Here is a 12380-nt window from a genome sequence, read left to right as displayed (position 1 = left end):
CCCGGTTTAACGGTTTTTATCGGATATCGTAACGCACGGTCAGCATGGCAGTGCGGCCGGCTGCAATATAGTCCAGGTCATTCTGCCGATCATAACGAGCGGTGCTATATTCCTTGTCCAGCACGTTAGCCAGCGTCAGCCGGGTTGACCAGTCAGGGGCAAAGCGCCAGCCCGCCCGCAAGTCCAGAGTAGCAAAACCGGGCAGTCTGTCGTCGTTGGCACGGTCATCGTAACGATAACCTTCGGCCACCACTGTGCCACCGAAGTCCCAGGTACCAACGCGCTTACTCAGGTCAAGACGCAGGGTTTTGCCACTCCGGCGCTGGAGTCGGTTTCCGGTTTCCCGGTCTTCCGGGTCCAGCAGCGTCAGAGCCGCATCACCGCGCCAACCATCCCGCTCAAAACCAGCGCTGAACTCGGCACCACGGATTCGGGCTTCATTGACGTTCATTGGCGTCCACAAGCCACTGGGGGTCGGGCTCCAGGCAATCAGGTTGTCCACATCAAGCTGGAACAGCGCTGCATCCCAGAACCAGGTTTGATAGTGGCCACTGGCACCCAACTCCACCGTTCCGGACTCTTCTGCCTCAAGGTTCGGGTTAGCTCCGGGAAAATACAGATCGTTGAAGGTGGGCGCCCGGAAAGACGTACCATAACTGATCCGTACTCGGTGGGATCGATCCAGAGCATGGCCAAGGGCAATGCCACCGGTTTCATTTTTGCCGTAGGCTTCGTTGTCGTCACCGCGAACACTCAGTTGAAGGTCGGTTGGGCCGAAGTTCAGGCGCAACTGGCTGTACAGGGCGGTGTTGGTGCGGCTGGTCTCAGCGTAATTGGTGGTACCGCTGACTTCGTCAGTCATTAACTCTGCCCCTACCACCAGCTCATGGACATTCCAGGTAAAGGTATTGTCCCAACGCGCTGCCCGTGAGCGGGTATTGAAGGTGCTATTGAATGTGGGCGTAACGTTGTCGGTTTCGTCCCGGGATTCAGAGAACTGAAGTGAATGACGCCAGTAGTCACTCACCGGGGTTTCCAGCCCGAAGCCGATGGTGCGAATCATGAAATCAATTTCGCCGCCTTCGTATTCGGTGTTGCCCTCGCTTTGCACCATCACAAGGCTGGCTTCTCCGCCGGAGTCCAGCTCATGGACGACACGTCCGATACCGGCGGTGTTGCGGAAGCCCCGGTCGTCACCATCGGTGATCACTGCTGTACCGTCGGTTTCTTTATGCAAACCACTCAGGCTGAAACGGGTATTTCCAGCGCGGGCAGCAACACCGGCACTGCCTTTCTGAGTGTTGAAACTGCCTGCACCGGCTTCTACCCAACCTGCCGGCGTGTCTTCCGGGTCCAGCGTAAAAGCCTGCACAACGCCACCGACAGCATCGGAACCGTAAAGTGAGCTCCGGGCGCCACGGACAATTTCCACCCGCTCAATCAGTTCAACGGGAAAGTACTGCCAGGAGGGACCACCGGATGTGGCCGAACGCAGGCGCACACCATCAACCAGCAGCAGCGTGGAGTCGTTGGCCGTGCCGCGGGTGTAGACACTGGTGGTTTTTCCGAAGGAACCGTTGCCGGTCACGTTGATGCCGGGTTGTCCTCGCAGCAGCTGGCTGAATTCTGAGGGGCTTTGCTCGCGGATGGTTTCTTCGTCTATAACCGTGACCGATGACAGGCTTTCACCCGCAGTCAGAGGCCCAAGGGTGGCGGTAACGACAATCGGTTCCAGCTTGCGTTCATCCGACGCTTCATCGGCGGCAACAGCAGGCAACGCCAGTGGCAACAACATCAGGACGGGAAGGGCTTTGGCAGTACTCATAGCTTCACTCACGTTTCACCGCACGCACCCGTACGGTCGATCAATTAACTGCGGAGGAAGACAGACTGCTCAGACGGGGGTGGAGGGCATGTCAGTAAATGCGAGCCAGGTTCACCCACCGCCGTCGCCCTCCGCAACGTCTGGTGTCCGGAACCCAAGGTTCCGCCTTTCAGGCCGGTCTCCGGGCTTACAGGCGGAGCCTGTGCTCCGGGGCAACCACCTTCCCATGCCATTGGCACAGTGGCGTACTGGGTTGCCTTTCACCTGATTACCGTTGCGGGGGCAGCGCCGGAATGTCACCGGCTTCCCGTTTCACTGCAGGCACTCCTCCGGACTATCGCCAGCCTGGACAAAATGCATACAGCACCTGAAATCGCGGGCAAGACTATCAACCAGGGTGGGGGTGGTCAATGAGATATGTTAATTCAGACAACGCACCCTCCAGCCGTTGCCAACCGGTTTCATCCGGCGGCAAACCGAAGCGCAGGGCTACGGGTGCGTCAAAACGCCTGACCAGAATGCCGCGGCAAGCCATCTGATCAGCAATGTCCGCTGCGCGGGGATGTTGAACCGTTCTGAAGAGCAGAGTGCCGGTGGGGGACGACAACCCATATTGTCTGAGCAGGCCGTCCATGCGCAGCCTGGCCGTTTGCAGGCTGGCACGAGCCTCCACCTGCCAGGCTCTATCCTGCAGCGCCCTGGCCATCAGGTACCGGGCCGGACCGCTGACCGTCCAGGGACCAAGTTCGTTCGACATCTCGCGCGCCAGACCAGGGTCGGCCAGGACCGCGCCGGCACGGAGACCGGCCAGCCCGAAAAACTTGCCCAGTGAGCGCAACACGATCAGCCCCGGAGCGCCCGCCCACGGGTCCAGGCCGAAGCCCGGCTCGCCCTCAATAAACGCCTGATCCAGCACCAGCCAGCCATCACGCTCGTGCAGCCGCTCGTGCCAAAACCGTAAACGGACAGGATCCATCAGCTTCCCGGTCGGATTATTCGGCTGTATCCAGACCACCACATCCACAGAATCCAGCCACGCCAGCTCCGCTTGCATAGTCGCCTGTTCAGGAATCGCCACCACGTCGAAACCCGCTCGCCGCCAGGCATGACCATGCTCACGATAACCGGGCATGGGCACGGCCACCCGACCGAAACCATGCTTACGGGCACGAATCGCTGGCAGGGCCATGATCGCCGCCTGGGAGCCTGCCACAGGCAGGCAGCAGGCACACTCCGGTGCCCCGGCCCAGATACGGATAATCTCTTCCAGCCCATCCTCCGGCTCCGGCAGCCGTTGCCATACCTCCGCCGGAATTGCCGGAACCGGCCAGGGCACAGGATTAATACCGGTGGAGAGATCCAGCCATTGTTCCGGAGGAATGCCCCAGCGCTGAGCCGCGGCCCTCAGGCGGCCGCCATGCTCCGGCAAATCAGCACCATCGAACGCTGTCACCCGATACCTCCCGGCCAGAACGCATTCAGACTTGCGGCCAAAGCCAACAACACCAACAGCCACAACATCACGCCGCGCTGAACCAGGGAAATCGCGCCCTCCACGGTTTGCGCCGTGGCGCCTTGCCCACGGCCCAGCAGCGGTCGCTGCTTCACGCCATCGGAATACGGCGCCGGGCCGCCCAGAGTGACACCGAGCGCGCCCGCTCCTGCTGCCATCACCGGGCCGGCGTTCGGACTGTCCCAGGTCCCGGACTGTTCACGCCAGCATTTCACGGCCTGCCGGGTATTGCCCAGCAACGCATAGGTCAAGGCAGTTAGCCGGGCAGGCACCCAGTTCATAGCATCATCGAGCCTGGCGGCGCAGCGTCCGAAATACAGATATCGTGGCGTCCGGTAGCCCCACATGGCATCCAGCGTGTTTACCAGCCGGTGCAAAACCAGTCCGGGCAAGCCAGCGACCAGATACCAGAACACGCTTGAAAACACCGCATCCGCACCGTTTTCCAGCATGGATTCCGAGGCCGCGGCGGCAACGCCTTCGTCACTCAACGCTGCAGCATCCCGACTGACAATTCGGCCAACCGCCAGCCGGGCCCTGGCACCATCCCCGCACGCCAACGCAGTCGACACCGCCCGGCCATGTTCCGCCAGCCCCCTTAATGAAATGGCAAGCCAGACACCGGCCACCTGAGTGAGCAGCCACAGCCAGCCCTCCAGCAGGAATTGCAGAAAAATTGCCAGTACGACGGCTGGCATGACCGCTACCAGGGTCGCCAGCACCCCCAGCAAGAGGCTGTGCGCCGGGAAAGTCTGCTGATCATTCAGGCGTTGCTCCAACAGGGATGCCCACCGACCGAAGCCCACCAGCGGGTGCCACCGACGGGGCTCACCCATCAACCAGTCCAACAAAACCGCCGCACCGCACACCAGCACTGCAACCACAAACGTATCCAAAGCCGGTCTCCCTGATTCAATTGCCGGCAAGTCTAACCGACCGGTCACGAAACTTGACAGCCTTGCCTCCCGGTTAGACCATCCTCGGTTTTCCGCCCACAAGGACCCATCGCCATGGCACTGCCCGACAGCTGGCTCACGTCTCCCCCACGGCCCTCGGTTCAGCACACAGCGCTTGCCGCCGAGCGTCAGCAGGTGCTCACAAAGCCACCCGGCTCTCTCGGGCAGCTGGAACAGCTCGCCATCAGTCTGGCGGGCCTGCACGGCACCGACAGACCCAGCGTTGATCCGGTGCGAATGGTGGTGTTTGCCGGCGATCACGGCGTTTGCGCTGAAGGCGTTTCCGCATTTCCTCAGGCTGTCACCGCCCAGATGATCGCCAATTTTGCAAGCGGCGGCGCCGCCATCAGCGTGATGGCCAAGGAACTCGGTGCCAGTCTGGAAGTGGTCAACCTGGGTACCGTTGGTGAAGTACCGGAGTTACCCGGCGTCATAGATCAGATTATCGCGCCTTCCACGGCCAACATGGCAGAATCACCGGCCATGTCCTCGCGCCAGGTTGAATCCGCGCTATCCAGTGGCGACGAAGCCGCCAGGCGTGCCGCAAACGTTGGCTGCCGCCTGTTTATTGGTGGCGACATGGGCATAAGCAACACAACCAGTGCTGCAGCACTGGCCTGTGCCCTGCTGGGGCAGCAGCCCACCACCCTCGTTGGCCCGGGCACAGGGCTGAACTCCGAGGGCGTTGCCCGCAAGGCGAGGGTGGTTGAAAACGCGTTGCAACGGCATGGTCCCGACCGTGATCCGCTGATGGTACTGGCCTCTCTGGGAGGCTTCGAAATAGCCGCACTGACCGGCGCCATCCTGGGCTGCGCCGCGCGCCGGATCCCGGTTCTGGTGGACGGTTTTATTGTCTCAGTCGCTGCACTGGTGGCCGTGCATCAACAACCGGCTGCGCGCGAGTGGCTTCTGTTTGCACATCGGTCAGCCGAACCCGGCCACAGTGCCGTGCTGGAGGCACTTGATGCCTCGCCGCTTCTGGATCTTGGCATGCGCCTGGGCGAAGGCAGTGGCGCCGCCGTTGCCGTTCCCCTGTTACGCGCCGCCTGCGCGCTGCATAACCGGATGGCCAGTTTTACCGACGCTGGCGTCAGTGGCAAAGCGGAAGAATAGCCCTATGACCACCACAGTAATCGACCTGATACGCCACGGCGAACCGGAAGGCGGCCAGATGTTCCGGGGCAGTAAAGACGACCCCTTGAGCGACACCGGGTGGCAACAGATGATAGCTGCCATCGCCGAGGGTGATCGGTGGGACGCCATCGTCAGTTCACCCATGCAACGATGCCAGCGTTTTGCCCAGCAACTGGCCGATGAACACAGAATTCCACTGCATATCGAAGAAGATCTCCGGGAGATCGGCTTTGGTGAGTGGGAAGGGTTGACCGCTGAGCAGATCCAGGAGCGCTATGGGGATCATCTTAACCACTTCTGGCAGGACCCCATCAACTTCCTCCCCCCCGGCGGTGAGGCTGTGACGGATTTCTACCAGCGCACTATTGACGGTTTTGATCGATGGCAGCAAACACTTGCCGGCAAACGGGTCTTGGTGGTCTGCCACGGAGGCGTGATCCGCATGGTGCTGGCCAATGTATTGGGCATTCCGCTGGAGAGATCATTCACCGGCTTTGCCGTGCCTTACGCCTGCCGCAGCCGGATACAGGTGGACCATTCCGAATTCGGTGTGTTTCGCAGCCTGATCAGCCACCAGCCTTGAGGGTAAGTGGCAAACCCGCCACGGCCATCACCACCTCATCACAACGCTGGGCCAGGGCCTGATTGAGCCAGCCCAGCTCATCCGCAAAGCGACGGGTCAGCGGATCCATGCCGATGGTCCCGAGCCCCACTTCGTTGGTCACAATGACCAGGGAGCCAGGATAGACCTCAACCGCCTCAAGAAAGGCCGCCCGTTCGGGCTGGAACAAGGCGCCGTCGGCAAACAGCAGATTGCTCAGCCACAGGCTCATACAGTCCACCAACAGCAACGGCGGTTCTCCCGGGCCGCTGGCATACTCTGATAATACCTGACCCAGGCGCAGCGGCTCTTCAGCAAGCTGCCAGTGGTCCGGCCGCAGTTCCTGGTGACGCTGGATACGCAGTGCCATTTCATCATCGCCTGCCGTCGCGGTCGCCACATAAACCACGTCGTCACCGGTCGCTTTGGCCCTCTGCTCAGCCAGCCCGGTCTTACCGGAGCGAATCCCGCCGGTTACCAGTAACTTGTTGACCATAAACCTTTCTCCAGCCCGCCCCATTCCGGTGCCAAGGTACACCAACCGGACAGACAACTGCTATAGTTTGGCCAGACTCCGGAAACGGCGGCACCGCAATCGCCGGCTTCAGAACAAGACCGATTAACCCTGGAGAGCCCATGCAGGCCGAGCTGCTCGACATCCGCAACCACATCGCCCAACACGCTCCCTTCGACGAAATGCCCGAAGAACTGCTCGACCGCATCGTCACTGGCATCGAAGTGGCCTATTACCGGGCCGGCACCCAGATCCTTGAGCTGGGCCAGCAGAACTACTGGTTGCACTACATCCGCAGCGGTGCGGTGGAAATCTTCCGGCGTTCGGGCGAGCTTTACAACCGCATCGGTGAGGGCGAAATCTTTGGCCAGTTTGGCCTGCTGCGCAATCAGAAAGTGCGCTTTCCGGCCAAAGCCATCGAAGACTGCCTGATCTACAAAATCCCCTACGAGACCTTCCAGCATCTGTGGGAAAACGACGAGAACTTCGCGGATTTTGTCGAGATTGAAGACCACAGCCGTCTGCGTTCGGCGGTCTCGCGCCGGCACAAATCCAACGAACTGATGTCCGCCAAGGTCACCCGGCTAATTGCCCGCGAGCCAGTCTCCGCCCCGACCACCGTGCGCCTTCAGGAAGCCGCCCGGATCATGACCGACAACGGCGTGTCGGCACTGCTGCTGATGGACGAAAGTGGGGATTCGCCCCGGCTCAAGGGCATCATCACCGACCGGGATCTGCGCACCCGGGCGGTCACCAACGCACTGCCATCAGAAACCCCCATCAGCGAGATCATGTCCGAAGGGCTGATTACCATCAGCGCCCGCAGCTACATCTTCGAAGCCATGCTTACCATGCTGCACAATAACGTGCACCATCTGCCAGTGATGGAAGACCATGAAGTGCGTGGCGTAATCGCGCTGTCCGACATCGTCAAATACGAGAGCCAGAGCAGCTTGTACCTGGTGAGCAACATCTACCACCAGAACGACGTCAAAGGCCTGAAGAAAATCAGCCGCGAAGTGCGCGACAGCTTCGTGCGCATGGTGAATGAAGACGCCAATTCCCACATGATCGGCAGCGCCATGGCTGGCATCGGCCGAAGCTTCAGTCAGCGCCTGCTGGAGCTGGGCGAGGAAAAACTCGGCCCGCCACCCATCCCGTATTGCTTTATGGCTCTCGGCTCCATGGCCCGGGATGAACAGCTGGTGGTTACCGACCAGGACAACGCCATGGTGCTGGACGACAGCTTCATTCCGGAAGAGCACGACGAATACTTCCTGGCCCTGGCCAAATTTGTCTCCGACGGCCTGGCTGAATGCGGCTACACCTACTGCACCGGTGACATCATGGCCACCAATCCGAAATGGCGACAACCGCTAAGCGTGTGGAAGGATTACTTCACCGACTGGATCGACAACCCCAAAGCCGAAGCCCTGCTCAACAGCAACATCTTCTTCGACCTGGACGGCATCTACGGCGAAACCGACTATGCTGAACAGCTGAAAACCCTGATCGTGAACAAGGCCAGCAACAGCCAGCGCTTCCTTACCTTCCTGGCCCGCAATGCCCTGAACCGCACGCCGCCCCTGGGCTTCTTCCGCACCTTCGTCCTGGAAGAAGACGGCAAGCACCAGAAAACCTTCAACCTCAAACGCCGCGGCACCGCACCGGTTTCTGACCTCATCCGGGTGCACGCCCTGGCCTGCGGTTCCCGCTCCCAGAACTCCTTCGAACGCCTGCGCGACATCGCCAAAACCAAACTCATGCTGGACGACGACGCCGGCAACCTGCGGGATGCCCTGGAATTCATCTCCATCGTCCGCATCCGCCATCAGGCCCTGGCCATCGAAGAGGGCCGCGACCCGGACAACAACGTGCGCCCGGAGGACCTGTCGCCGTTTGAACGCAGCCACCTGAAAGACGCCTTCCAGATCGTCAGTAACGCCCAGAAATTCCTGCGCTTCCGCTACAACGCCGGGGGAGCCACCCGGAATGTCTAGCGTGATCAAAAGCGGCAACAGCAAGCAGAATTGGCCAGAGAACTACCGCAAAGGCGCCGAACAGGCGAAAGACGCCAGAATCCGCGCCTTCTACGAAGCCGGCTGCCCCAGTCCGGACACGCCTGTCCGGGATGTCCCCTTAGTGGCCCTGGACTTCGAAACCACTGGCCTGGAAGCCGACCAGCATTCCATCGTCAGCATCGGCCTGGTGCCCTTTACCCTGACAGGCATCCAGCTCGGCCAATGCTGGCACCAGGTGGTTCGCCCCAGACTGCCCCTGCACAAAACCTCTGTGACCATCCACGGCATTACCCACAGCGAAATCGAAAACGCCCCGGACCTGGAAGACGTACTCGACCCGCTGTTCGAACACCTCAACGGCCGAATCCCCGTGGTGCACTACCGCAACATCGAACGCCCGTTCCTGAACACCGCCCTGCAATGGCGCCTGAACGAACAACTCCGCTTCCCGGTCATCGACACCATGGCCATCGAAGCGCACCTGCACCCAAACCGCAACCCCAGCCGCTGGCAGCAACTGATGGGCAAAAAGCCGATCTCCATCCGCCTGGCCGACAGCCGGCTCCGCTACGGCCTGCCCCACTATGCCTCCCATAACGCCCTGATCGACGCCATTGCCACTGCAGAGCTACTGCAGGCCCAGATACTTCACCACTTCAGCCCCGATACGCCCATTGGCGATCTGTGGGTGTGATTCAACAAGCGCTCTGATAACAACTCCAGGTTTGGTATGAGCAGCCGGGGTGTCCCCTCCAAAAACCGCTACGAGCACATCCATGTGCGCTTCTCTCCGGCCATCCATGGCCTCCGAAATTTTTGGAGGGGACACCCCGGCTGCTCATGCACCTCACCATGCGGGCTATAAACCAGACTCGTGGACTGCCAGCCATAGCCCCAAGCCCCAGCAACCGATAGAATGTCCCCAAACCAGCCAAAGGGACCGAAGTGACCACACCAACCGCCAAAACCACCCCCCTGGACGCCTTCCGCCGCGCCAGAAGAATGTGGCTAAAAGGGGAAAAAATCAGCCTGGCCGCCCTCGCCGACGACCTCCACATCGGCCGCGCCACCCTGTTCCGCTGGGTTGGTAACCGCGACCTGCTGATTGGTGAAATCCTGTGGTCCCTGTACGAGCCCCTGTACAAAGAAGCCCGCGCCGTTACCCCCGGCCATGGCGTCGACTACGTGGTGGGCGTGTTCCGCCACATCAACATGACCATCCTGCACTTCGCGCCGCTGCGAAAGTTCCTGCATCAGGACCCGGAATACGCCCTGAAAATGCTCACTTCCTCCCACTCCACGCTGCACGCCCGCACCGTGGAAGTGAACACCCGCCTGCTCAAAGACGAAGTGCGCGCAGGCCATCTGAGCCCACCCATGAACATCCAGAGCTTGTCCTACTTCATGGTACGAATCGCCGAATCCTGCCTGTACAGCGACATCATTGGCGGCCGCGAACCCCGCGATGAAGAGCTTGAGGATGCCTGCACTGCCGTGCGCATATTGCTGGGCGGAAAGGTCTGAGCTCCTGATACCGCTGGAAACCTGGCCAGCCTGGGATTACTCTTTGCTGACATCCACAGGAAATCATCAGCAAGGAGTGCACCATGAACCACCGTAACACCCAACCGCGCCTCAACGTGCTGCAAGCCGGCCTGCTGCTACTCAGCCTGGCCCTGGCACCGTTAGCCCACAGCGAAAACCTCACCGAAGACGATGTCACTTCCTTCATCGCCAGCATGGAAGCCATGCAGCCCCTGATCGACAAGCATCAGGACTTCATCGAGTCCATCGAAGATACAGCCGACGATGAGCGGGAAGTGGATTTCGCCCGGATGATGTCCTCGATGGTGGACGAAGTGAAAGGCCACGAAATGTATGACGACCTGGACGACCTGGTCGATGACTTCGGCTTCTCCAGCCCGGAAGCCTGGGCCCGCAAAGGCGACCGCATCGTCAGCGCCTGGTTTGCCATTGAAATGGAAGCCCAGCCCGACATGGCACCGGATATCGCGGAGATGGAGCGCGCCATTGCCGAGATGGAAAACAATCCCGACATGCCCGAAGCCGCCAAAGCCCAGATGCGCGAAATGATGGAACAGATGATGGTGACCGTCAAAAGCGCATCCAGTGCGGCGAAGCAAGTGAGCGATGCCGACAAACGTGCTGTCCGCCACCACGTAGAACGCCTCAAGGCTGTGATGGAGCAGGACGAGAGCGACTACGAATAACACGCTCCCCAAAAACAAAACCCCGGTACTGTCGCCAGCACCGGGGTTTCTTTTTGCTGCCTGAGCAGCGAGCGATCAGGCCGTCAGGTTGTAAACAAACACGATCGCCACGGCAATCGGCGTCACAAACCGGATCAGGTTGTACCACAGGCTGAACGCGCCACCCTGCAGGGCCAGGTCGCTCTTCAGCGATTCCTTGGCCACAAACCAGCCCACAAAAATGGCGGTCAGCAGGCCAGACAGTGGCAGCATGATGTTGGCGGTGAAGTAGTCCAGCAGGTCGAACACCGTCTTGCCTTCAAAGGCGGCAAACATGCCCAGCGGCGTCACATCAGACCAGACGTTCAGGGACAGAATGGAAACAATGCCCAGCGCCCAGCACAGCACGCCCACCAGAATAGCGCTGCCGGTGCGGGCCAGGCTGGTTTTCTCTTCAACCCACTCAACCACCGGCTCCAGCAGGGAAATGCCAGAGGTCCAGGCAGCAAACAGCAACAGAACGAAGAACAGGGTGCCGAACAGGCTGCCCATGGGCATGTTACCGAACGCCAGCGGCAGGGTCTGGAAGATCAGACCGGGGCCGGCACCGGCTTCCAGGCCGTTGGCAAACACCACCGGGAAAATGGCCAGGCCCGCCAGCAGTGCCACCACAGTATCCATGATCGCCACACTGACGGCGGTGCGGCCGATGGAGACATCACGGCCCAGGTAGGAACCGTAAGCCATCATGATGGCCATACCCAGGCTCAGGGTGAAGAAGGCGTGCCCCAGGGCAACCAGTACGCCTTTCACCGTCAGTGCCTCAAAATTCGGGGTGAACAGGAAACTGACTGCCTCGCCGAAATGGCCGGTCGTCGTCGCATAACCAACCACCAGCAACAGCAGCAGAAACAGCGCCGGCATCAGGATGGTGACTGCGCGCTCCAGGCCGCCTTTCAAGCCCCGGGAAACCACCAGCACCACCAGCGCCATGAACACCGTGTGCCAGGCCAGCAGCTGAATCGGGCTGCCCAGCAGGCCCCCGAACAGCTCGCCCACAGATTCTGCAGTACCACCAGTGAAATCGCCCATAGCCGCGTGGCCAATATAGGAGGCCGCCCAGCCACCAATGACCGAGTAGAAGGACAGAATGATAAACGCAGCCAGCATGCCGACAATGGCTGAGACGCGCCAGGCCGGCGACGCCAGGTTGCGCTCCGCCACCAGCCGAAAACTGGTAATGGGGTTATGACGACCATTCCGGCCGATAAACACTTCCGCCATCATGATGGGAATACCGATGATGGCAATACAGAGCAGGTACACCAGAACGAAGGCACCACCGCCGTTCTCGCCGGTGACATAGGGGAACTTCCAGATATTACCGAGACCAACCGCGGAACCGGTGGCTGCCAGAATAAACGCGAACTTGGAAGACCAGAGTCCGCGAGCCCCGTTCCCGCTGTCTGCTGCGGAGTTGGACTGAGTCATGTGTTTGCTTCCTGTGCTTTTGGCTGAGGAAAATACGAATTGTCAGATCGCCCGGCACACGGCGTGCGGGCTATTGGGGCGGGATTCTGCCAGCACTGGCGGCATGATGCCAGTG

Annotated in this window: 11 protein-coding genes and 1 riboswitch; of the genes, 6 read left to right on the top strand and 5 right to left on the bottom strand. The window is 60.5% G+C overall.

Annotation, left to right across the window (positions count from 1 at the left end; genetic code table 11):
* Window positions 1-16: 16 nt before the first annotated feature.
* From MARHY_RS01040 to cbiB, 3 genes are all read right to left on the bottom strand, one after another.
* On the bottom strand, window positions 17-1825 hold the full coding sequence (locus MARHY_RS01040) for a TonB-dependent receptor domain-containing protein (protein ID WP_041654453.1): 1809 nt from the start codon (window positions 1823-1825) through the stop codon (window positions 17-19).
* A gap of 157 nt (window positions 1826-1982) precedes the next feature.
* Window positions 1983-2179: riboswitch (cobalamin riboswitch) on the bottom strand.
* Between the two features lie 34 nt (window positions 2180-2213).
* The gene (gene cobD / locus MARHY_RS01035) at window positions 2214-3278 is read right to left on the bottom strand and encodes a threonine-phosphate decarboxylase CobD (protein ID WP_114434348.1); all 1065 of its coding nucleotides are present in this window, start codon (window positions 3276-3278) and stop codon (window positions 2214-2216) included.
* Complete coding sequence (gene cbiB, locus MARHY_RS01030; protein ID WP_228703068.1) at window positions 3275-4222, bottom strand: adenosylcobinamide-phosphate synthase CbiB; 948 nt, start codon at window positions 4220-4222, stop codon at window positions 3275-3277. The genes cobD and cbiB overlap by 4 nt, the downstream gene beginning before the upstream one ends.
* A gap of 126 nt (window positions 4223-4348) precedes the next feature.
* On the opposite strand from cbiB, the gene cobT reads away from it, so the two are divergent.
* Together cobT and MARHY_RS01020 are read left to right on the top strand one after the other, a co-directional pair.
* The gene (cobT, locus tag MARHY_RS01025) at window positions 4349-5407 is read left to right on the top strand and encodes a nicotinate-nucleotide--dimethylbenzimidazole phosphoribosyltransferase (RefSeq protein ID WP_014420184.1); all 1059 of its coding nucleotides are present in this window, start codon (window positions 4349-4351) and stop codon (window positions 5405-5407) included.
* A gap of 4 nt (window positions 5408-5411) precedes the next feature.
* Window positions 5412-6011 carry a histidine phosphatase family protein gene (locus MARHY_RS01020; protein ID WP_014420183.1) on the top strand — a complete coding sequence of 200 codons (600 nt, stop codon included), beginning with the start codon at window positions 5412-5414 and terminating at the stop codon, window positions 6009-6011.
* On the opposite strand, the gene cobU is transcribed toward MARHY_RS01020, so the two are convergent.
* On the bottom strand, window positions 5995-6525 hold the full coding sequence (cobU, locus tag MARHY_RS01015) for a bifunctional adenosylcobinamide kinase/adenosylcobinamide-phosphate guanylyltransferase (protein WP_014420182.1): 531 nt from the start codon (window positions 6523-6525) through the stop codon (window positions 5995-5997). The genes MARHY_RS01020 and cobU overlap by 17 nt on opposite strands.
* Window positions 6526-6665: 140 nt before the next feature.
* Here cobU and MARHY_RS01010 point away from each other — a divergent pair, with 140 nt between their 5' ends.
* The 4 genes from MARHY_RS01010 (at window position 6666) to MARHY_RS00995 (ending at window position 10795) form a co-directional block, all read left to right on the top strand.
* Window positions 6666-8543: a putative nucleotidyltransferase substrate binding domain-containing protein gene (locus MARHY_RS01010; protein ID WP_011783821.1), complete on the top strand. Its 1878-nt coding sequence runs from the start codon at window positions 6666-6668 to the stop codon at window positions 8541-8543.
* Window positions 8536-9258: a 3'-5' exonuclease gene (locus tag MARHY_RS01005; protein WP_014420181.1), complete on the top strand. Its 723-nt coding sequence runs from the start codon at window positions 8536-8538 to the stop codon at window positions 9256-9258. Before MARHY_RS01010 ends, MARHY_RS01005 begins: the two co-directional genes overlap by 8 nt.
* Window positions 9259-9509: 251 nt before the next feature.
* Window positions 9510-10088 (top strand): QsdR family transcriptional regulator, encoded by a 579-nt coding sequence (locus tag MARHY_RS01000; RefSeq protein ID WP_011783819.1) that lies wholly within the window; start codon window positions 9510-9512, stop codon window positions 10086-10088.
* Between the two features lie 83 nt (window positions 10089-10171).
* Entirely contained in the window at window positions 10172-10795 is a 624-nt protein-coding gene (locus MARHY_RS00995; protein WP_014420180.1) for a hypothetical protein, read from the top strand.
* Window positions 10796-10870: 75 nt separating this feature from the next.
* On the opposite strand, the gene MARHY_RS00990 is transcribed toward MARHY_RS00995, so the two are convergent.
* Window positions 10871-12265: a sodium-dependent transporter gene (locus MARHY_RS00990; protein WP_011783817.1), complete on the bottom strand. Its 1395-nt coding sequence runs from the start codon at window positions 12263-12265 to the stop codon at window positions 10871-10873.
* Between the last annotated feature and the right edge of the window lie 115 nt (window positions 12266-12380).

Source organism: Marinobacter nauticus ATCC 49840 (genome assembly GCF_000284615.1).
Lineage (GTDB): Bacteria > Pseudomonadota > Gammaproteobacteria > Pseudomonadales > Oleiphilaceae > Marinobacter > Marinobacter nauticus.
The sequence above is the reverse complement of the archived record's forward strand: the minus strand, read 5'-3'. Positions and strand labels throughout refer to the sequence as shown.

Coding starts and splice junctions, on each gene's coding strand:
- MARHY_RS01040 (WP_041654453.1), bottom strand. CDS start 1,825: ATGAGTACTGCCAAAGCCCTTCCCGTCCTGATGTTGTTGCCACTGGCG.
- cobT (WP_014420184.1), top strand. CDS start 4,349: ATGGCACTGCCCGACAGCTGGCTCACGTCTCCCCCACGGCCCTCGGTT.
- MARHY_RS01020 (WP_014420183.1), top strand. CDS start 5,412: ATGACCACCACAGTAATCGACCTGATACGCCACGGCGAACCGGAAGGC.
- cobU (WP_014420182.1), bottom strand. CDS start 6,525: ATGGTCAACAAGTTACTGGTAACCGGCGGGATTCGCTCCGGTAAGACC.
- MARHY_RS01010 (WP_011783821.1), top strand. CDS start 6,666: ATGCAGGCCGAGCTGCTCGACATCCGCAACCACATCGCCCAACACGCT.
- MARHY_RS01005 (WP_014420181.1), top strand. CDS start 8,536: ATGTCTAGCGTGATCAAAAGCGGCAACAGCAAGCAGAATTGGCCAGAG.
- MARHY_RS00995 (WP_014420180.1), top strand. CDS start 10,172: ATGAACCACCGTAACACCCAACCGCGCCTCAACGTGCTGCAAGCCGGC.
- MARHY_RS00990 (WP_011783817.1), bottom strand. CDS start 12,265: ATGACTCAGTCCAACTCCGCAGCAGACAGCGGGAACGGGGCTCGCGGA.